We start from the raw sequence: 17,249 nt of genomic DNA on the forward strand, positions 1-17,249 counted from the left end.
CCGCTTCCACCGTCGCGTGCCGTCGGCCGCGCCCGGCGAACGTCCCGGCCCTCCCGATCCCGGCGACGCCGGCGGCAAAATTTCGTCGCCCCAAGTCCCGTCGACCGGACTGGTGGACAGGCCGACGGCGGCCCCGTGGTCGGGCCGACGGCGGGCCCGGCGCCGTGACCCGACAGGCGTGTCCGGGGCCGGACACCGCTGCCGGTGCGCGGGCCGCCGGACCGGTCGCCGGTCCACGGGGCACGATGGTCCGATGCGTGTCCGTCCGATCTCACCCGACCGGCTCGTCGCCGAGCTGACCGAACGGCTCCTCACGGCGGCGTCCGGGCCGACCGTCGACGGGTCCACGCCGCCGGCCCACCTCCGGGTCGCGGTGGACGGTCCCCCCGCCGCCGCCCCGGAGCAACTCGCCGACGCGCTGATCGACCCGCTGCGTGCCGGAGGCCGTCCGGCGCTGCACCTGCGCGCCGGGGACTTCCTACGCCCCGCCTCCGTCCGCTTCGAGTTCGGCCGGACCAACCCCGACGCCTACTACGAGGGCTGGATCGACGAGGCCGGCCTGCGCCGGGAGGTGCTCGACCCGGCCGGCCCCGGCGGCACCGGCCGGGTGCTGCCCTCACTCTGGGACGCCCGGACCGACCGGGCCAGCCGGGCGGCCTACCAGGAACTGTCACCCGGCACGGTGCTGCTGGTCAGCGGGGCGCTGCTGCTCGGCGGGGGACTGCCGTTCGACGTCGCCGTGCACCTGGTGCTCTCGCCTGCCGCGCTGGCCCGGCGTACCGACCCGGCGCAGCGGTGGACCCTGCCCGCCTTCGCCAGGTACGCCGACGAGGTCGCCCCACAGTCCTTCGCCGACGTGGTGCTGCGCCTCGACGACCCCCGGCACCCGGCCTGGGTGCAACGGGCCGACGGGACCTGCTGAATCCGCGCGTGGCGGTGTCACCCGGCCGGTCCGCACCGGACGGCGGGACGGCCCGGGGAGCCCGCCACGACGGCGGCGAAACAGGTGGTTTGGCGGGACGGGGCGGTGGGTAATCGCCGCACTCACACGGCACGGCCGATCTCACCGTGCCCTCCGAGCCGCAGCGCGCCCCCGGGTCGCGCCGGTCCCAGGAAAGGCAGGCAGCGATGCTCGTCCACGACACCGTCGGTACCGCCCGCACCACGGCGGAGGCCGACCAGATCCGGGCCTCCCTGCGGGCCCGCTACGACGAGCTGTCCGCGGAGTACGAGCAGGCGGTCGCGCAGAGCCAGGTGCTGCGGCTGGTGGAGGTCGGTGACACCGCCGGCGACGACCAGGCCGACAGCGGCACCAAGACCGCCGAGCGGGACACCGCCCAGTCCCTGCTCCGCACCATCCTCGACCGGCGGGCCCAGTTCGAGCACGCCCTGACCCGGCTGGACGAGGGCACCTACGGCTTCTGCGAGGGCTGCACCGCGCCCATCCCGGTGGAGCGGCTGGAGATCTTCCCGTCCGCCACCTCCTGCGTCGGCTGCAAGCAGACCCGGGAGCGGCGCGCCGCCTGAGCCCACCCCGCGACCCGCACCGCTGATCAACTCCAGGGAGTCGACGAAGCGGAGTCCCACGGGACGGTGCCGCCACCTCGGCCCCGACGGCCGGTCACCAGGCCCCGGCCTCACCCCGGCCGGGTGAGGGCGGCTCACCCGCCCGACGGGCAGCATCGACGGTGCCGGCCGCGCCCGCGGCCGGAGCACACCCCGGTCGGGACCGGTCGGGCCGACAGCCCGGCGGGGCAGCGGCCGGGAAGACCGAGCACGGGCACGGAGGTGACCGAGATGACGGTACGGGTGGTGGCGGATCCCCGACGCGGTGCGGTGCTGCACGTCGTCGGAACCGGTGGTGACACCCGGCGACCGGAACGCCCCGGACGGTTCGACAGCCCGGTCCGGCAGGGGCGGGGCCCGTCGGGGCCGCCCCGACGCGCCGACGACAGGCGTTGGGGCGGCGAGCCGAAGGACGGGGGGTGACCCGATGGCCGAGCAGCTGATGTCGGCGTTCGAGTCCTCGGTGGACAAGACCAACCTGATCCTCAAGGACATCGAGGACGCGTACGGGTGGCCCCGGGCGCAGCGCAACCAGTCGTACGCGGCGCTGCGCACGGTGCTGCACCTGCTGCGTGACCGGATGACCGTGCAGGAGTGCGCGGAGTTCTCCGCCCAGCTCCCGGTGCTGGTCCGGGGCATCTACTTCGACGGGTGGCAGCCGGAGGACGTGCCGGTCAAACTCAACCGGGACGACTTCCTCTACGAGGTCCGGCAGGGCTTCCCCTACGACGTCGAGGGCGGCCCCGAGCGGGTGACCCGGGTGGTGCTGGACGCCCTGCGCCGGCACGTCACCCAGGGGGAGTGGCAGGACGTGCGGGCCGGCATGCCCCGCGACCTGCAACGGTTGATTCCCTGACCCGACCGGCCCTGGACCGGCGAGCCCGTACGGTCCAGGGCCGGCGATCGGTCCCGCGCGTCGGACGGGCCGTCTACGGTGTGGTTAGAGAAGATCGTGTGGGGGGTACCACCCGCGTACGACAGACCCCGCCCTGCGGCGGGGCGGCACACCCGAGGGAGCACCCATGGCACTGAACGATGACGACATGCAGACCACCAGCGGCGGCGGCCTGGAGGGTCCGGCCGACGGTGGCGCGACCCCGGGTCAGCACGACGGTGGTGCCGACGGCAGCGCGGAGGGTCCGGCCGACGGTGGCGCGACTCCCGGTCAGCACGACGGTGGTGCCGACGGCAGCGCGGAGGGTCCGGCCGACGGCGGGGCGACCCCGGGTCAGCACGACGGTGGTGCGGACGGCAGCGCGGAGGGTCCGGCCGATGGTGGCGCGACTCCCGGTCAGCACGACGGTGGCGCCGACGGCAGCGCCCGCTGACCGACACCCATGACGACCATCGACCCGCCGGGCGGCCACGGCCGCCCGGCGGTCCCGTCGGCCGCGACGCGGGCGCTGGAGCGTTGCGTCAGCGTCGAACCGGCCAAGTTCGCCGCCGCCCACTGGGGCCGCGCGCCACTGTTGTCGCGGGCCGCCGAGCTGCCCAACCCCGACGGGTTCACCGATCTGCTCAGTCCGGCCGACGCCGACGAACTGCTCAGCCGGCGGGGCCTGCGTACCCCGTTCCTGCGGGTGGCCCGCGACGGCCAGCTGGTGCCGGCCGCCCGGTTCACCGGCGGCGGCGGGGCGGGCGCGGAGATCGGCGACCAGGTCCTCGACGAACGGGTCCTGGAACTGTACGCCGGGGGCGCGACCCTGGTGTTGCAGGGGCTGCACCGGCTCTGGCCCGCCCTGATCGACTTCGCCCGTGACCTGGGCGCCGCCCTGACGCAGCCGTTGCAGGTCAACGCCTACCTCACCCCGCCGGGCAACCAGGGTTTCGCCACCCACTACGACACCCACGACGTGTTCGTGCTCCAGGTCGACGGCCGCAAGCACTGGCGCATCCACCCGCCGGTGCTCACCGACCCGCTGGAGAAGCAGCCCTGGGGCGGCCGGGCCGACGAGGTCTCCGCCACCGCCGACGGGCCGGCCGCGCTGGACGTGGTCCTCGAACCGGGCGACGCGCTCTACCTGCCACGCGGCTGGCTGCACAGCGCCCAGGCGCAGGAGACCAGCTCGCTGCACCTGACCGTCGGTATCCGCGCGTTGACCCGGTACGCCCTGGTCGAGGAGTTGCTGGCGCTGGCCGCCGAGGATCCCCGGCTGCGGGCCGGGCTGCCGTTCGGCACCGACGTCGCCGACCCGGACGCCATCGAACCGGAGCTGACCGAGACGGTGGAGGCGCTGCGCGACTGGCTGCTGCGGGCCGACCCGGCCGCGGTGGCCGCCCGGCTGCGTGGCCGGGCCTGGCCGGCCGCCCGTCCCGCCCCGATCCGGCCGCTGGCGCAGGCCGCCGCGCTCACCGCGCTCACCGCCGACAGCCGGATCGCCCCCCGCCCGGGGTTGCGCTGGCAGCTCACCCCGACCGCCGACGCCCGGGTGGCGCTGCGGTTGGCCGACCGCACCGTCACCCTGCCCGACCAGTGCGCGCCGGCGCTGCGCGCCGTGCTCGGCTCCACCGGGCTGCGGGTGGGCGATCTGCCCGGCCTGGAGGACGACGCCGACCGGCTGGTGCTGGCCCGCCGGCTGCTGCGCGAGGCGGTCGCCGTACCGGCCTGAGCCCGCGCTGACCGTCCCGGGCGACGCCGGGACGGTCAGCGGGCCGAGACCAGCAGCAGCACCGTGGTCAGCACCCCGGCGGCCAGCACGACAGCCAGCGGGCGGGGGCCGAGCAGGGCGTGCCGGCGGTCCGCCAACCGTTTCGCCGGGGCCAGCCCGGCCACCGGGCCGAGCAGGGTCACCACCAGCGCCAGCACCGGCATGCCCACCGCCAGGTCGCCGCCGTAGCGCTGGCCCACCGCCCGGGCGGCGGCCCCCAGGGCGTAGGCGACGACCGCGCCGGCCACCCCGCAGAGGGCCAACAGCGGGTTCGTCGACCCCGGCAGCTCACCGCGTTGGCCGGTACGGTCCAGCAGCTCGCGGACCCCGCGCAGCAGCGGCACCGGGTCACCGGCGACGTCCCGGGCCGGACCCGGCGGGTCACCGGGCCGCCGGGTGCCCAGCCGGGACCGCAGCTCGGCCCAGAGGTGCCCCACCTCGGCGTCGACCCGCTCCAGCATCGACCGGGCGGCGACGACCTCCTGCTCGGCGTCGTGGAGCTGGGCGGTGGCCTGCGCCACGGCCCGCTCGGCGGCGGCGCACTGCTGGTCGTGCCAGGCCTGCGCCTCGGCCCGCTGGGCGGCCACCCGACCGGTCAGCTCGGCGAGCCGGCGCACGTGCGTGGCGTAGGTGTCACTGGGGACCGGTTCGTTCATCGGGACGGACCATAAGGGATGATCACCTGTCCGGTGCGGTGCACCGCCCGGTCGAAGAACAGCCCCCGCCACGGCCGCGGGTACCAGTCCGGCCCGCCGGAACCCGGGTAGAGTGCCGAGCCCAGCTCGCCACCCTGCACGTCCAGGGCCACCCAGGCACCGATCTGGTCGGTGCGGGCGGCCGGCCCGCCCAGGTCCGCCCGCATCCGGGCCACCCCGCGCCACCAGGCCAGCACGTGGGTACGCCGTTCCGGCCCGTCGTGCAGGATGCGGCGCAGCCGGTCCAGCCCGGTCGCTGCGGGCGAGCCCGTCGCCAACGCCCCGGCCGCCGCGTCGACGGCGAACAGCAGCAGGTAGTGCGGGGTGCCCGGGGTGCCGGGGCGGGTCAGCGCGGCGGCCGTCTCGGCCATCAGCTCGGCGACGGTCTCCTCGTCGTACCAGGCGGCGTCGTCGGCGAGGTCCTCGTAGAGGGCACGGGCCGCCGGGTCGGCGTCCGGATCGAGGCAGGCGATGGAGAACCGGGCGGTGCCGGGGCGGTGCTGCCGGGCCAGCGACCTGGCGGCGGCGTCGAGCACCGCGCACGCCTCGTCGACCCGGGTGCCGAGGACCGCCAGGTTGCGGCCCGGCGCCCGGGGCAGCCGCAGCACCGCCGACCGGGCCTGCACGTCGATGATCTCCCCGAGCACGGCCACCGGGCCGCGCGGCGCGGCGTCGCCCGGCGGCGGGGTGAGGGCCCGGAAGTCGGGAGCCTCGGTGAGGCGGGGGATGGCGTCACCGTCGAAGAGCCGCGCCGGGGCGGCGTCGGCGGGCCGCATCCGCCACAGCCGGTGCTGCAACTCGCTCCACGTCTCCCAGTCGCTGGCCGACGGGATGCGGGCCACCTCGTTGCCCTCGGTCAGGCCCGACTCGGCGTTGACCACCGCGTGGTAGCGGGGCAGCGCCTGCGCGGCGTCGTTGCGTTCGGCCAGGATGCGCAGCGCCTTGGGCAGCGCGATCCGCAGGGTGAACTGGGCGACCAGCGCGGGCCGGCCCCACAGCGCCTCGATGCCCCGGACGTCCTGCGAGGCGAGCACCAGGTGGATGCCCTGCGAGCGGCCCCGCCGGGCGAGGTCCTCCAGCAGGTCGGCGGCCTCCCGGGCCACCACGTCCCGGCCGGCGAGCAGCGCCTGGAACTCGTCGACCACCGCGACGATCCGGGGCCAGTGCCCGGTCGGGTCCACCGCCCGCAGCTCGGACAGCTTGGTGACCTCGTGTTTCTTGGCCGCGTCGGCACGTCGGCGCAGCTCCTCGGCGAGGAACCGCAGCAGCGCCAGGCCGAACTCCCGGTCGGTGTTGACGTTGATCCCGACCAGCCGCATGTGCGGCAGCCAGCTCGGGTCGCGCCGGCCCTGGGCGAACCGGGCGAAGGACACCCCCTCCTTGAAGTCGAGCAGATAGAACTCCAGCTCGGCGGGGGAGTACCGGGCGGCAAGCGCGCCGATCCAGGCGAAGATGAGGTTGGTCTTGCCGGTGCCCGACGGACCGCCGATCAGTGCGTGCGGGGGGTAGTCGCCGAGGGTGAGCAGCACCGGCCGGCCGTGCGGTCCCTCGCCGATCGGGGCGGTCAGCCCGTGCGCCGAGTCCTCCTTCCACATCTGCTCGGGTGGGGGGAGCAGATCGGTGAAGGGCGTCGGCGGTGGGCCGGCGTTGACCCGGGCGGCGATCTGGCGGCAGGTCTCGGTGACCAGGGTGGCCGGCGGGGGCGGGTCGAGGCGTACCGGGGGGCCGGGCGGGGCACCGATCCGGGCCCCGTCCAGGTCGGTGCGGACCCGGGTCAGGCTGGGGTCGTCGGGCAGGTCGATGCCGCGTACCACCAGGTGCACCCCGCAGGCCGCGCCGGTGCGGACCACCCGGTCGAGCTGGCCGCGCTCGTGTCGGGACAGCTCGTCCCCGCCGAGCAGCACCGCCACCCGCCACGGCTCGGGCCGCCGGCCGGTGGCCGCGGCCAGGGCACGCAGCGAACCGTACTCGCCGGCCAGTACCGTCTCGTTGATCCGGCGGATCTGCTCGACCAGGTCGTCGAGGAGCCGGGCCAACCCGCCCGGCCCGACGAAGGTCAACAGCCCGGCGGTGCCCAGCGGGGCGAAGCCGGCGAGCCCGCCGCCGAGGTGTTCGGGGTCGTAGCCGTAGAGCCGGACCGCGCCCGGGTCGGTCCGGCCGACACCGCGCAGCAGCAGCGCCGACACCACCGCCTCGGCGCCCTCCCGGTCGTCGCCGTGCAGCTGCACATGCCCGGCGTCGAGCAGCGGCACCAGAGCCGGGACCGGTTCGGCGTCGGCGACCCGCAGGGTGCCGACCCGCAGCGGGCCGGGGCTCTCGCCGCGTCCGGCCGGGGTGACCTCCCAGTGGGACCAGGGGGCGCTGGCCGCGCCGGGGGCCTCCCGGCGGGCCGCCTCGGCGGCCCGGTGGGCGAGTTCGGCGAGCCGCGCGGCGTGCCGCCTGTCGATCTCGGCCAGCCGCCTGTCGCGTTCGACGCCGACCCGCTCCGGCACGCCGGCGGCGGCCCGCCGGACCCGGGCGAGCCGGTCCCGGGCGGCGGCCAGCTCCGACTCGGCCGTGGCGACCCGGGTACGGGTGACGCCGAGCGCCTCGGAGAGCATTCCGCGTACCCGCGCCGCCAGTTGGGCCCGCAGATCAGCCACGGGGCCCACCGTCCGCCCACGGGCTCCTCGGGCGGGGCGTGGTCGACCCGGCGGGCGGCGGCGGGGGCGTCGGCCCGGGCCGACGGTGCGGGACCGGCTCGGGGCGGCGTGGCTCGGTGCGACGGTCGGCGGGTGGGCGGGGCGGCGACCGGTCGGGTTCCGGCGTCCGCGGCGGCGTCGGCTCCCGCTGCGGGTCGCGTTCCTCGCGGGGCAGGTCACGGCCGAGCCGGGCCAGCAGCACGCCGGTCAGCACCCCGGCGGTGACGGCCGGGTCGGCGGCGTGCGGCTGCTCCTGCTCGCCCTCGCCCCGGCGTGGCGGGGGCATCCGGCAGACCCGGGTGAGCAGGGTGTGCAGCACCGGCGGTGGCAGGCCGGGCAGCAGGTCACGGACCCGGCCGTCGAGTTCCCGGCGCAGCCGGGGCAGGTCGTCGGCGCGTGGCGGATGCCCGAGCAGTTCCCCGGCCAGGTCGCGCAGCAGCGGCGGGGCGATCGCGGCCAGCCCCAGGCCGACGTCGGCGTGCGCGGCCCGCAGTTCCCGGTGCAGCCGGTCGCGGTCGCCGGAGCGGATGCCGGTGACGACCCGGTGCAGCAGTTCCCGGGAGTCGGCGACCCGGTCGTCCGGCTGCTCGGGCGGGCCCTCCCGGCCGCCGGTCAGCTCGGCGACCCGGACCGCCCACCAGCGCTTCACGGTGGGGTCCTCGTCGGCGGCCGGTGCCGGGGCCGCCGGCGGTGCGGTGGTTTCACCCCGCGGCCCGTCGTGGCGTGGTGCGGGGCCGTCGGCGCGGGCCGGGGGCGGGCCGTCGGGGGCCAGCCCGATGGCGGCCAGGTAGCCGGAGAGCTGCTCCTGGGCGACCCGCAGGGCGTGCCCGGCCGACTCGGCGTGTTCGGTGGCGGCGGCGAGTTCCGGCACCCCCATCGGGTTGGCCGACTCCTGGCGTACCCAGCGCAGCCGCTCGGTGGCCTGGCCGAACTTCTCCAGGGCCAGGGCGAGCTGGGCCAGGGGGAACTCCTCGGCGGCGGCCCGTACCTGGGCTCCGACGTCCTCGACGATCGACACGACGCCCCGCTACAGCGACGACACGTAGAGCTGCGCCTGTTCCACCGCGACGAGCGTCGCGGCGAGACATTCCTCCAGCTCCTGGCCGGCCTGGGTGAGGGAGGCCTGGGCGGCCTCGACGGTCTCGTGCCCGCTGCCCTCCAGCGCCCCGGCGAGGGTCTGCTGCGCCTCGGCGAGCTTCTCTCCGGCGGCCTGGACGGCGCTCTGCCCGTCACCGATCTGTTGGAGGGCGATGTCGATCGCGGCCTTCAGCTCGGCGACGCTCGCCACGGGTGACCTCCTGGGGGCGGGGAGATCTCCATTACAACGTATGCCCGACGGGGAGAGAACATCCGCCCTGGCGGTGTTGCCGCCCCGCTGTCCGGTTACCGCCCTGACGTGCGTGAAGCCACCGACCCCGTCCCGGTAGCGGGACACCGAATCCCGTCGACGGGACTGACCCGGCGCGGTGCCGTACCACCCGCCCGCGCGGTGGACGGGGGTCAGGAGGGCAACCAGCGCGGGCCGTACACCTCGGCGCCCAGCTCGCCCACCCGGCCGCGCAGCTCCCGGTCGGCGGTGACCACCAGCCGCCGCCGGTCCGCCGACGCGCGGACCAGGTCGACGATGGTGTCGTCGCCGGAACCGGGGGCCGCGACGGTGCGTACCCCGGCCACGCCCGGCACGTCGCGGGCCGCGCCCTCCACCACCAGCACCACCTCGACGGGCGCCGGCAGCTCCGGCGGTACGCCGGTGTCGGCCACCGGGACCAGCCGGTCGCGCAACCGGGCCGCCGCACCGGCCCGGTCGTGCCACCAGCCGTCCGGCCGGGAGCCGACCACGTTCGCACCGTCGACGATCAGCAGCGGATGGGTGTCCATGCCCCCACCCTGCCACCTGTCGGCGTTTGTCGGGGCGACCGTCGGGTAGCCACCGGCGATCGTGTCGCGCCTGCGTGTCGCCCTCGGCGACCCGGCCGCGCCCGAGGAGCGGAGGACAGACATGATGGGACCCGGTGACTTCGGCTCCGACCCGTGGGACGAGTTCCTTGCCCGGTACTTCGGCCGGGGTGAGGGCGGACGCCGGCCGGCCCATCGGGTCGACATCACCCGGCTGATGACCGCCGACGCCCGGGAGATGCTGGCCGACGCCGCCCGGCGGGCCGCCCAGAAGCACAGCACCGACCTGGACACCGACCACCTGCTCTGGGCGGCGTTGCAGCGCGAACCGCTGCGCGACCTGGTACGCCGTGCCGGCGCCGACCCGGACACCCTGGTCAACGCGCTCGGTGGCCGCGCCGACGGTGCCCCGCGCGGCGAGGTGCCACCGAACCTCTCCCTCACCCCGGCGGCGAAGCGGGCGTTGCTCGACGCCCACCAGCTCTCCCGGGCGATGGGGGCGAACTACATCGGGCCCGAGCACATCCTGATGGCGTTGCCGCTCAACCCCGAGTCGCCCGCCGGTCGGATGCTGGCCGCCGGCCGGATCCAGCCCGAGTCGTTGCAGGCGGCCGGGGCCGAACGCGGACCGATGACCGGCCCGAAACCGGACCGGGGCACGCCCACCCTCGACCAGTACGGCCAGGATCTCACCGATCTGGCCCGCAACGACCAGATCGACCCGGTGATCGGCCGCGCCGACGAGATCGAGCAGGCGGTCGAGATCCTGTCCCGGCGGACCAAGAACAACCCGGTGCTCATCGGCGAGGCCGGCGTCGGCAAGACCGCCATCGTGGAGGGCCTGGCCGAGCGGATCTGCGACGGCGACGTGCCGCAGACGCTGCTCGGCAAGCGGGTCGTCCAACTCGACCTGGCCGGCCTGGTCGCCGGCACCCGCTACCGGGGCGACTTCGAGGAGCGGCTCAAGAAGGTGATCGACGAGATCCGGGCCCACCGGGACGAGCTGATCATCTTCCTGGACGAGATCCACACCCTGGTCGGCGCGGGCGGCGCCGGCAGCGAGGGCGGCATGGACGCGTCCAACATGCTCAAGCCGGCCCTGGCCCGGGGTGAGCTGCGGGTGATCGGGGCGACCACGCTGGACGAGTACCGGCGCAGCATCGAGAAGGACGCCGCCCTGGCCCGCCGGTTCCAGCCGGTGCTGGTGCCCGAGCCCGACGTCGAGGACACCGTGGCCATCCTGCGCGGCCTGCGGGACCGCTACGAGGCCCACCACCAGGTCCGGTTCACCGACGAGGCGCTGGTCGCCGCCGCCGAACTGTCCGACCGGTACGTCACCGACCGGTTCCTGCCGGACAAGGCGATCGACCTGATCGACCAGGCCGGCGCGCGGGTCCGGCTGCGCACCCGCACCCCCGCCTCCGACGTGCGGGAACTGGAACAGCAACTGGAGGACGTCCGCCGGGACAAGGAACAGGCGGTCGCCGACGAGCAGTACGAGAAGGCGTCCGCGCTGCGCGACCGGCTCGCCGAGTTGGAGGCGCAGATCGGGCGGGCCCGGGGCGACGGCGGGGACAACCAGGTCCCCTCGGTCGGCACCACCGAGATCGCCGAGGTGGTCTCCCGGTCCACCGGCATCCCGATCAGCCAGCTCACCGAGGAGGAACGGGACCGGCTGCTGCGCCTGGAGGGGCAGCTGCACCAGAAGGTGATCGGCCAGGACGACGCGGTCAGCGCCATCGCCGAGGCGGTCCGCCGTTCCCGCACCGGGCTGGCCGACCCGAACCGGCCGATGGGCAGCTTCCTGTTCCTCGGCCCGACCGGCGTCGGCAAGACCGAACTGGCCCGTGCCCTGGCCGAGGCGCTGTTCGGCGAGGCCGACCGGATGGTCCGGGTGGACATGAGCGAGTTCCAGGAACGGCACACGGTGGCCCGGCTGGTCGGCGCGCCTCCCGGCTACGTCGGCTACGAGGAGGCCGGCCAGCTCACCGAGGCGGTCCGCCGCCGCCCGTACGCGGTGGTGCTGCTCGACGAGATCGAGAAGGCCCACCCGGACGTGTTCAACATCCTGCTCCAGGTGCTCGACGACGGCCGGCTCACCGACAGCCAGGGCCGCACGGTCAACTTCAAGAACACCGTACTGATCATGACGAGCAACCTGGGCTCTGAGCTGATCACCGGTGCCCAGCGGACCGTCGGGTTCGGCGTCGGCGCGCAGGGCGACCAGCAGGAGGCCGACGAACTGCGGGAGCGGCTGATGCGCCGGCTGCAGGAGAACTTCCGCCCCGAGTTCCTCAACCGGATCGACGAGACGATCATCTTCCAGCGGCTGGAGGCCGAGCAGCTGCGGCAGATCACCGGGCTGCTGCTGGAGGAGACCCGTCGCCGGCTGCACGCCCAGGACATCCAGGTCGACGTCACCCCGGCCGGCACCGACTGGCTGGCCGAGCATGGCTACCAGCCGGAGTTCGGGGCCCGCCCGCTACGTCGGGTGATCCAGCGGGAGGTCGACAACCGGCTGTCCCGGATGCTGCTGGAGAACCAGCTCTCACCGGGCCAGCGGGTCACCGTCGACGCGCGCGACGGTGCCCTCGCCTTCGACGTGTCCGCCGGCGACCGCGACCACACCCCCGCCAGCACCTCGCATCCGCGATGACCGGAGGGCCGCGATGACCGAACCCGAGCAGCCGCAGGAGTACGCCGAGCGGACCGCACCCATCCTCGCGCCCCCGACGGCGAACCCGGCCCGGGTCCAGGTGCCGCCGGAGGGCCCGGGGCAGTGGACCGACGACGGGGACCCGGCACCACCCGGGCCACCGGAAGAGGAGGCGTGATGGCACGCGAGCAGCGACTCGACCCCGAGGTCGAGCTGATCTGGGAGGACTTCCACGCCGAGGTGAACGTCCCCTCCGAACAACTGCGGCAGTGGCTGCTGACCCGGGGGTCGGGCGAGGAGGCGTTCGGCCCCGACCCGGACCTCGACCTGCCCGAGCCCGGCCGGCAGATCCTGGCGGTGCTGCGCAAACGCAAGGTCGACCTCACCCCGGCCGACGTGGCGGTGATGCGGGAGGCGATCGACCGCATCCGGTCGCTGGTGGACGAGAAGCCCGGCGACGGCAACGCCGACGACGAGTGGCGGCACGCCCTGCTCGACCTGGGCCACGACGTCCTCGTCGAACGCTGACCCGCCGACCGGCCCGGGCCGGTGCGGCACGGGCACCCGGGACGTCCGTCCCGGGTGCCCGGCGCGTCGGTCGGGCTACTCGGACTCCAGGCTGGGCAGCCGCAGACCGGCGGCGTCGGCGGCGTCCTGCCGCTCGGTGCGGGTCTGCTCCTCCCGGCTGAGCAGCGTCGCGTACTCGGTGATGTCGGCCGGGTCGGGCACCTCGGGCAGCCGGCGCAGGAACGACTCGACGTCGCGGGCGGCGGCGGTGTGCGCGCTGGCCGCCCGACGCAGCAACTCCCGCTGGTCGGCGGCCGGATAGAGATCGGTCATGCAGGGCTGATACCCGCCGTCACGCCGTTCGCACCCGCGGGACCGGGCGGGCCGTGCCGGTGTCCCGGGCCCCGAACTCGGGATGCCGCAGCAGCCAGGCCAGGTAGTCCGGGTGCGCGGCCAGCGAGTCGGTGTACGCGGCGACCGCGTCGTCCAGCACCGCCTCGGCGACCCGGGCCGCCGGGGATTCCGGGTGCCAGCCGAGCAGCAGCCGCCAGCGCAGCGGGGTGCCGGCCAGCCGCCGGGTCACCAACCCGGCGACCGGGCGGAAGGTGGCCTGGCACAACGCCACCGCCTCCCCGGCGTCGACCAGGTCCATGCAGCCGCGCACGTCGGTCTCGTACACCTTGCGGGGGGTGAACCCGGCGCGGGCGCAGGCGGCGGCGAAGCAGTCGCCGAAGCAGCCGTCGCCCGGCGCGGCCACCCACTGCTCGTGGCGCAGGTCGGCCAGGCCGACCTCGTCGCGGTCGGCCAACGGGTGGGCGGACGGCAGCAGCACCAGCACCGGATCGACCGCCACCTCCCGCCAGGCCAGCCCGAACTCCGCCGGTGGGGTGGCGTCGCCGCAGACGCCTGTCAGCGCGAAGTCCAGCCGGCCACCGGCGACCAGGGCGGACAGCTCGTCGGCCGACCACGACGCGTACGTGGTGATCTGCGCGTGTGGCTGCTCGGCGGCGAGCCGGTGCACCAGCCGGCCCAGGATCGGGCTGTTCACCCCGCCGAACCGGTACCGGCCGAGGGCGTCGTCGGCCCCCGCCAGCCGGGCCGCCTCGTCCTGCAGGCCCTTCATCGCCGGCAGCAGCACCCGGGCCCGGGACAGCACCAACTCGCCCAGGGCGGTCGGCCGGGCACCCCGCCTGTCGCGTTCGAACAGCGGACCGCCCAGCGCCCGCTCGATGCGCTGAAGCTGGGCGGTCAGGGCCGGCTGGGCCAGGCCGAGGGTGGACGCGGCCTTCGTCACGCTGCCCGTCTCGGCGATAGCGCAGACCACCCGGAGGTGACGCAGCTCCAGATTCATATGGTGACGGTATGGCCACACGCCGATAGACGGAAGGCCCCGGACCGAACCGGGCCGGTGAACCTGACGGATCGGGGCCGGTCGATCACTCTCGCGGACGGCGGTTCAGGTCGGCCAGTTGGGTGCGCCGGCCGGTCACCGCGTCGCGCAGCTTGTCCACCACCCCGACGGCCGGTTCGACGATCCGGTTCCACGGCGGGGTGGCCGGGGTGCCCGGGTGCGGCCGGGTCGGTGCCGCCTCCTCGGCGATCTCCCACCGGTTGCCCAGCCGGATCAGCTCCGCGTCGGAGGCCACCTCACGCAGCGGGGTGACCAGCGCGGCCACGGCGGCGACGTGCCGTCGGACCCGGGCGGCGACGTCGGCCAACGTCGGGTCGTCCGGCCCGGCGAGGGCCTTCAGCGCGGTCAGCAGCGCCGCGTCCGCCGCGATCTCCCGCTGGACCCGGGCGGTCGCGTCGGGCAGCGCCGCGCGGACCGTGGGCAGCAGGTACTGCTCCTCGGCCGACAGATGCCGCGACACCATGGCGGTGAGCACCTGGAGCACCTCCCGCCGCCGGTCGAGCGCCACCGTGGCGTCGGTGACCTCGTCGACCAGGGCGAGCAGCTGCCGGTGTTCGGTGTCGGCGAGGTCGGCCATGCTCCGCCCACCGGGACGGTAGGCGTCGTCGGCGGACGGCGGCAGCGGTGGCAGGGGAACGGCGGACATGACGTCCTCCTCGGCGGGGCCGGCGCGGGTCGCCGGCCGGTGCGACGGGCGGAACGGGGACGCCAGCGCCGGTACCCGTACCCGGTGATCGGCAAACCGGGCCGGCGCTCGCGCCGCTTTCGGCCCGGTCCGGCCGGCACCCGGCGGCGGGCGGTCCCGGGTTGCCGCCGCCGGGCGGCCGGGCCGTTCGCGGCCGGACCGGCGACTGGTAGAAAGAGGCGATGACGAGCGATGCCGCCTCCGCCTTGCCCGACCCCACCGTCGAGGTCGTCGACCTCTGCCGTGACCTGCTGCGCATCGACACCACCAACACCGGCGACAACGACACCAGCGCGGGCGAGCGCCGGGCCGCCGAGTACGTCGCGGAGAAGCTCGCCGAGGTCGGCGTGGCCGCCGAGATCCACGAGTCCGCGCCGGGCCGGGCCAACCTGATCGCCCGCATCCCCGGCACGGACCCCGGCCGCGACGCCCTGCTCGTGCACGGCCACCTGGACGTGGTGCCCGCCGACGCCGACGAGTGGTCGGTGCACCCGTTCTCCGGAGAGGTCCGCGACGGCTACCTGTGGGGCCGGGGCGCGATCGACATGAAGGACTTCGACGCGATGGTGCTGGCGGTGGTACGGCACTGGCAGCGCACCGGCGTCCGGCCGCCCCGCGACATCGTGCTGGCCTACACCGCCGACGAGGAGGCGGGCAGCGACTACGGCGCGCACTTCCTCGTCCAGCAGCACCGGGACCTCTTCGACGGCTGCACCGAGGCGGTCGGTGAGGTCGGCGGCTTCTCCTACTCGATCAGCGACGCCCAGCGGCTCTACCTGATCGAGACGGCCGAGAAGGGGCTGGACTGGATGCGGCTGCACGCCAAGGGCCGCCCCGGGCACGGCTCGTTCGTCCACGACGACAACGCGGTCACCGCGCTGGCCGAGGCGGTGGCCCGGATCGGGCGGCACCGGTTCCCGCTCACCGTCACCCCGACCGTCCGGGCGTTCCTGGCCGAGCTGTCCGACGTGCTCGGCGTCGAGCTGGACCCGGACGACCCGGAGACCGCCATCGCCAAGCTCGGCCCGATCGCCAACATCATCGGCGCGACCGTCCGCAGCACCGCCAACCCGACCCGCCTGGCCGCCGGCTACAAGGACAACGTCATCCCTGGCCGGGCCACCGCCACCATCGACTGCCGCAGCCTGCCCGGGCAGTCGGAGCTGCTGGAACGGCAGCTGCGCGAGCTGGTCGGCCCGGACATCGAGATCGAGTACATCCAGCGCCAACCCGCCCTGGAGACGACCTTCGACGGCGATCTGGTCGACGCGATGTCGGCGGCGTTGCGGGCCGAGGACCCGGGGGCCCGGCCGGTGCCGTACATGCTCTCCGGCGGCACCGACGCCAAGGCGTTCGCGCAGCTCGGCATGCGGTGCTTCGGGTTCGCCCCGCTGCGGCTGCCGGCGGACCTCAACTTCTCGGCGTTGTTCCACGGCATCGACGAGCGGGTACCGGTCGACGGACTACAGTTCGGCGTGCGGGTGCTCGACCGGTTCCTCCGCAACTGCTGACCGGACCCGGTGCCGGACCTCCCCCCATGTCTCGAAGGGACAGCCTCATGACCGACCAGCACGGTGAGCTGGACGCCGCCCTGGAACGCGTGATCGACGCGGCCCGCGCCCACCTGACGGCCGTGCGGGCCGCCCAGGGTCGGATCGACGACGACGACGTGTGGCAGGCGTACGTGGCGTTGAACAACGCCTCCTTCGCCTACGACGAGCAGCTGCTGGACGCGTTCGGCGAGGTGACGCCCTGGGACGTTGAGTCGATCGACCCGGACGAGGCCGACGAGCGGTTCGGCGGGGCGGCCGGGGACGCCGCGGCCACCGACCCGCACCCGCAGGTCATCTCGGTGCGCCAGCGCCGCGACTACCGGGTGCCCAGCGTCTCGGCGTTGCTGCGGGTCGCCGAGGTGGCCCGCCGCGAGGGCACCCCCGAGGACGACGAGCCGGCGCCGGTCGAGGGGGTCGGCGAGGCGGTGCTGGAGCTGTTGCAGAGCGGCGACGGTTCGCTGTCCGCCCTGGACGTGCCGGAGCTGGAACCGCTCGACGGCGTGGTGATGGTCAGCGAGGTCGGCACCCCGGTCGACCTGGAGTCGTTCGACGACGACGACCCGGTGGGCCCGTTCACCCCGGCCGCCGACGACCGGCTGGTGGGCCGGCTCGACGAGCACCCGTTCCTCGACGAGGACGACCACGACCACGCCGGGCACCAGCACTAGGCGACGGCCGGGGGCCGCCCGGCGGCACCACCGGGGCCGACCGGCCGGCGGCCCCGGCCCACGGTCGTTGCTGCCCGCGGGGGTCAGTAGGACAGGCCCGGTTGGGGTTGGTTGACCCGGCGGCGGCGCAGCACGACCTTGCGGGTGCCGTCCCGGAACAGCTGCACCCGGGCCAACTCCCACCCGGAGAACTCCGCCTGGATCGCCAGCTGCGCCGCGGCGGTCAACCGGTCGACGTTCGGCGGCAACCGCAGCGGCGCGTATTCGTAGTCCATGGCACCTA

The 17,249-nt window shown here is 75.3% G+C and carries 20 protein-coding genes; 11 read left to right on the top strand and 9 right to left on the bottom strand.

Annotated elements, in window-relative coordinates; all coding sequences use genetic code 11:
- The first annotated feature begins 253 nt into the window (after nt 1-253).
- From Q2K16_RS02880 to Q2K16_RS02905, 6 genes are all read left to right on the top strand, one after another.
- Nucleotides 254-922 carry a nucleoside/nucleotide kinase family protein gene (locus Q2K16_RS02880; RefSeq protein ID WP_302743398.1) on the top strand — a complete coding sequence of 223 codons (669 nt, stop codon included), beginning with the start codon at nt 254-256 and terminating at the stop codon, nt 920-922.
- 206 nt (nt 923-1,128) lie between these two features.
- Nucleotides 1,129-1,527 (top strand): TraR/DksA family transcriptional regulator, encoded by a 399-nt coding sequence (locus Q2K16_RS02885; RefSeq protein ID WP_088647439.1) that lies wholly within the window; start codon nt 1,129-1,131, stop codon nt 1,525-1,527.
- A 270-nt stretch (nt 1,528-1,797) separates the two neighbouring features.
- Entirely contained in the window at nt 1,798-1,989 is a 192-nt protein-coding gene (locus Q2K16_RS02890) for a hypothetical protein (protein ID WP_302743399.1), read from the top strand.
- Between the two features lie 4 nt (nt 1,990-1,993).
- Nucleotides 1,994-2,422: a DUF2267 domain-containing protein gene (locus Q2K16_RS02895; RefSeq protein WP_302743400.1), complete on the top strand. Its 429-nt coding sequence runs from the start codon at nt 1,994-1,996 to the stop codon at nt 2,420-2,422.
- A gap of 166 nt (nt 2,423-2,588) precedes the next feature.
- Nucleotides 2,589-2,894 (top strand): hypothetical protein, encoded by a 306-nt coding sequence (locus Q2K16_RS02900; protein WP_145920322.1) that lies wholly within the window; start codon nt 2,589-2,591, stop codon nt 2,892-2,894.
- A 9-nt stretch (nt 2,895-2,903) separates the two neighbouring features.
- Nucleotides 2,904-4,175: a cupin domain-containing protein gene (locus tag Q2K16_RS02905; RefSeq protein ID WP_302743401.1), complete on the top strand. Its 1,272-nt coding sequence runs from the start codon at nt 2,904-2,906 to the stop codon at nt 4,173-4,175.
- Nucleotides 4,176-4,210: 35 nt separating this feature from the next.
- On the opposite strand, the gene Q2K16_RS02910 is transcribed toward Q2K16_RS02905, so the two are convergent.
- The 5 genes from Q2K16_RS02910 to Q2K16_RS02930 form a co-directional block, all read right to left on the bottom strand.
- Nucleotides 4,211-4,870 carry a hypothetical protein gene (locus Q2K16_RS02910; RefSeq protein WP_302743402.1) on the bottom strand — a complete coding sequence of 220 codons (660 nt, stop codon included), beginning with the start codon at nt 4,868-4,870 and terminating at the stop codon, nt 4,211-4,213.
- Entirely contained in the window at nt 4,867-7,551 is a 2,685-nt protein-coding gene (locus tag Q2K16_RS02915; protein ID WP_302743403.1) for an FtsK/SpoIIIE domain-containing protein, read from the bottom strand. Before Q2K16_RS02915 ends, Q2K16_RS02910 begins: the two co-directional genes overlap by 4 nt.
- Nucleotides 7,544-8,608: a hypothetical protein gene (locus Q2K16_RS02920; protein ID WP_302743404.1), complete on the bottom strand. Its 1,065-nt coding sequence runs from the start codon at nt 8,606-8,608 to the stop codon at nt 7,544-7,546. Before Q2K16_RS02920 ends, Q2K16_RS02915 begins: the two co-directional genes overlap by 8 nt.
- Before the next feature lie 9 nt (nt 8,609-8,617).
- Nucleotides 8,618-8,878 carry a hypothetical protein gene (locus Q2K16_RS02925; RefSeq protein ID WP_088646224.1) on the bottom strand — a complete coding sequence of 87 codons (261 nt, stop codon included), beginning with the start codon at nt 8,876-8,878 and terminating at the stop codon, nt 8,618-8,620.
- 212 nt (nt 8,879-9,090) lie between these two features.
- A complete protein-coding gene (locus Q2K16_RS02930; RefSeq protein ID WP_302743405.1) occupies nt 9,091-9,468 on the bottom strand; it encodes a hypothetical protein in 378 nt (125 codons plus the stop codon).
- A gap of 121 nt (nt 9,469-9,589) precedes the next feature.
- Here Q2K16_RS02930 and Q2K16_RS02935 point away from each other — a divergent pair, with 121 nt between their 5' ends.
- The 3 genes from Q2K16_RS02935 to Q2K16_RS02945 are packed head-to-tail and all read left to right on the top strand — an operon-like array spanning nt 9,590 to nt 12,670.
- Nucleotides 9,590-12,142, top strand: a complete 2,553-nt coding sequence (locus Q2K16_RS02935; RefSeq protein WP_302743406.1) for an ATP-dependent Clp protease ATP-binding subunit — start codon at nt 9,590-9,592, stop codon at nt 12,140-12,142.
- A 13-nt stretch (nt 12,143-12,155) separates the two neighbouring features.
- Nucleotides 12,156-12,320: a hypothetical protein gene (locus Q2K16_RS02940; RefSeq protein ID WP_168222508.1), complete on the top strand. Its 165-nt coding sequence runs from the start codon at nt 12,156-12,158 to the stop codon at nt 12,318-12,320.
- On the top strand, nt 12,320-12,670 hold the full coding sequence (locus Q2K16_RS02945; RefSeq protein WP_302743407.1) for a DUF3140 domain-containing protein: 351 nt from the start codon (nt 12,320-12,322) through the stop codon (nt 12,668-12,670). The genes Q2K16_RS02940 and Q2K16_RS02945 overlap by 1 nt, the downstream gene beginning before the upstream one ends.
- A 75-nt stretch (nt 12,671-12,745) precedes the next feature.
- On the opposite strand, the gene Q2K16_RS02950 is transcribed toward Q2K16_RS02945, so the two are convergent.
- From Q2K16_RS02950 to Q2K16_RS02960, 3 genes are all read right to left on the bottom strand, one after another.
- Nucleotides 12,746-12,982, bottom strand: coding sequence for a hypothetical protein (locus Q2K16_RS02950; RefSeq protein ID WP_302743408.1), 237 nt, complete (start codon nt 12,980-12,982; stop codon nt 12,746-12,748).
- Between the two features lie 19 nt (nt 12,983-13,001).
- Nucleotides 13,002-14,000 carry a LysR family transcriptional regulator gene (locus Q2K16_RS02955; RefSeq protein WP_302743409.1) on the bottom strand — a complete coding sequence of 333 codons (999 nt, stop codon included), beginning with the start codon at nt 13,998-14,000 and terminating at the stop codon, nt 13,002-13,004.
- Nucleotides 14,001-14,085: 85 nt separating this feature from the next.
- On the bottom strand, nt 14,086-14,706 hold the full coding sequence (locus Q2K16_RS02960) for a hemerythrin domain-containing protein (RefSeq protein WP_302743410.1): 621 nt from the start codon (nt 14,704-14,706) through the stop codon (nt 14,086-14,088).
- Nucleotides 14,707-14,927: 221 nt separating this feature from the next.
- Between Q2K16_RS02960 and Q2K16_RS02965 the strand changes: the two genes are divergently transcribed.
- Nucleotides 14,928-16,256: a M20/M25/M40 family metallo-hydrolase gene (locus Q2K16_RS02965; protein ID WP_302743411.1), complete on the top strand. Its 1,329-nt coding sequence runs from the start codon at nt 14,928-14,930 to the stop codon at nt 16,254-16,256.
- A gap of 47 nt (nt 16,257-16,303) precedes the next feature.
- The gene (locus tag Q2K16_RS02970; protein WP_302743412.1) at nt 16,304-16,966 is read left to right on the top strand and encodes a hypothetical protein; all 663 of its coding nucleotides are present in this window, start codon (nt 16,304-16,306) and stop codon (nt 16,964-16,966) included.
- Between the two features lie 83 nt (nt 16,967-17,049).
- On the opposite strand, the gene Q2K16_RS02975 is transcribed toward Q2K16_RS02970, so the two are convergent.
- A complete protein-coding gene (locus Q2K16_RS02975; protein WP_088646215.1) occupies nt 17,050-17,241 on the bottom strand; it encodes a DUF5703 family protein in 192 nt (63 codons plus the stop codon).
- Nucleotides 17,242-17,249: the final 8 nt, after the last annotated feature.

Source organism: Micromonospora cynarisoli, from assembly GCF_030518815.1.
Taxonomy (GTDB): domain Bacteria; phylum Actinomycetota; class Actinomycetes; order Mycobacteriales; family Micromonosporaceae; genus Micromonospora; species Micromonospora wenchangensis.

What these genes read in the sequence shown, in the direction of transcription:
- Q2K16_RS02945 (WP_302743407.1), top strand. Translation starts at nt 12,320, where the DNA reads ATGGCACGCGAGCAGCGACTCGACCCCGAGGTCGAGCTGATCTGGGAG.
- Q2K16_RS02940 (WP_168222508.1), top strand. Translation starts at nt 12,156, where the DNA reads ATGACCGAACCCGAGCAGCCGCAGGAGTACGCCGAGCGGACCGCACCC.
- Q2K16_RS02955 (WP_302743409.1), bottom strand. Translation starts at nt 14,000, where the DNA reads ATGAATCTGGAGCTGCGTCACCTCCGGGTGGTCTGCGCTATCGCCGAG.
- Q2K16_RS02885 (WP_088647439.1), top strand. Translation starts at nt 1,129, where the DNA reads ATGCTCGTCCACGACACCGTCGGTACCGCCCGCACCACGGCGGAGGCC.
- Q2K16_RS02910 (WP_302743402.1), bottom strand. Translation starts at nt 4,870, where the DNA reads ATGAACGAACCGGTCCCCAGTGACACCTACGCCACGCACGTGCGCCGG.
- Q2K16_RS02900 (WP_145920322.1), top strand. Translation starts at nt 2,589, where the DNA reads ATGGCACTGAACGATGACGACATGCAGACCACCAGCGGCGGCGGCCTG.
- Q2K16_RS02960 (WP_302743410.1), bottom strand. Translation starts at nt 14,706, where the DNA reads ATGTCCGCCGTTCCCCTGCCACCGCTGCCGCCGTCCGCCGACGACGCC.
- Q2K16_RS02895 (WP_302743400.1), top strand. Translation starts at nt 1,994, where the DNA reads ATGGCCGAGCAGCTGATGTCGGCGTTCGAGTCCTCGGTGGACAAGACC.
- Q2K16_RS02880 (WP_302743398.1), top strand. Translation starts at nt 254, where the DNA reads ATGCGTGTCCGTCCGATCTCACCCGACCGGCTCGTCGCCGAGCTGACC.
- Q2K16_RS02890 (WP_302743399.1), top strand. Translation starts at nt 1,798, where the DNA reads ATGACGGTACGGGTGGTGGCGGATCCCCGACGCGGTGCGGTGCTGCAC.
- Q2K16_RS02930 (WP_302743405.1), bottom strand. Translation starts at nt 9,468, where the DNA reads ATGGACACCCATCCGCTGCTGATCGTCGACGGTGCGAACGTGGTCGGC.
- Q2K16_RS02905 (WP_302743401.1), top strand. Translation starts at nt 2,904, where the DNA reads ATGACGACCATCGACCCGCCGGGCGGCCACGGCCGCCCGGCGGTCCCG.
- Q2K16_RS02970 (WP_302743412.1), top strand. Translation starts at nt 16,304, where the DNA reads ATGACCGACCAGCACGGTGAGCTGGACGCCGCCCTGGAACGCGTGATC.
- Q2K16_RS02965 (WP_302743411.1), top strand. Translation starts at nt 14,928, where the DNA reads ATGACGAGCGATGCCGCCTCCGCCTTGCCCGACCCCACCGTCGAGGTC.
- Q2K16_RS02975 (WP_088646215.1), bottom strand. Translation starts at nt 17,241, where the DNA reads ATGGACTACGAATACGCGCCGCTGCGGTTGCCGCCGAACGTCGACCGG.
- Q2K16_RS02935 (WP_302743406.1), top strand. Translation starts at nt 9,590, where the DNA reads ATGATGGGACCCGGTGACTTCGGCTCCGACCCGTGGGACGAGTTCCTT.
- Q2K16_RS02950 (WP_302743408.1), bottom strand. Translation starts at nt 12,982, where the DNA reads ATGACCGATCTCTATCCGGCCGCCGACCAGCGGGAGTTGCTGCGTCGG.